The organism is Xenorhabdus sp. NBAII XenSa04 (assembly GCF_963866145.1).
Lineage (GTDB): Bacteria > Pseudomonadota > Gammaproteobacteria > Enterobacterales > Enterobacteriaceae > Xenorhabdus > Xenorhabdus indica.
The window spans coordinates 1-657 of sequence record NZ_CAWMEB010000120.1 but is presented as its reverse complement, the minus strand read 5'-3'; the positions used below and the strand labels follow the sequence as shown (position 1 = coordinate 657).

1 protein-coding gene is annotated in these 657 nt (G+C 50.4%); it reads left to right on the top strand.

Translation table 11 applies throughout. The annotated features are described in order from the left end of the window. On the top strand, positions 1-657 hold a 657-nt coding region (locus AAC147_RS05870; protein WP_047685964.1), incomplete at both ends, for an AMP-binding protein.

Here is a 657-nt window from a genome sequence, read left to right as displayed (position 1 = left end):
CAGCCAGCCACTCACGGAACCCCCTATACTCATCGCGGCGGATGACGGGACAATCACCACAGGCCAGTCTGTGGAAAATCCGGTGCGAATAAACCGGCCAACCGATTTGGCCTATATCATTTACACGTCAGGCACCACGGGTCAGCCCAAAGGCGTTATGATTGAGCACAAAAGTGTGGCGCATATGGTGGCAGCGCAGGCCGAATGCTTTGATGCAGCAAAGAGAACAAAAGCCTTAATGTTTGCCGCTTATGTATTTGATGGTTCTGTTTTCGAATTATTCCCTGGCTTATTTAATGGCCTGACCATTTACCTTTGCAGCGAAACAGAACGTAACGCGCCTGCCATTGCCAAACTCATCCAACGGGAAGGGATTGAGATTGCCACCTTACCCCCAGCCATCTTGAAATTGTTAATCGGCACGAAGTTACCCTCCCTGCAATTATTGGTTACAGCGGGAGAGTCCCCCTCCCTGGATTTTCTGGCATATTTCAGCCAATACAGCAGCGTACTGAATGCTTATGGCCCGACAGAAGTGACCGTTGTTGCGAGCGGGAATGTGTATCAACGTGGAGACGCTGCAACCAATATCGGCAAAGCGAATAATAACGTCCGCCTTTACGTGCTTGATAGTGATGGCAATCTGTCTCCCGTCGG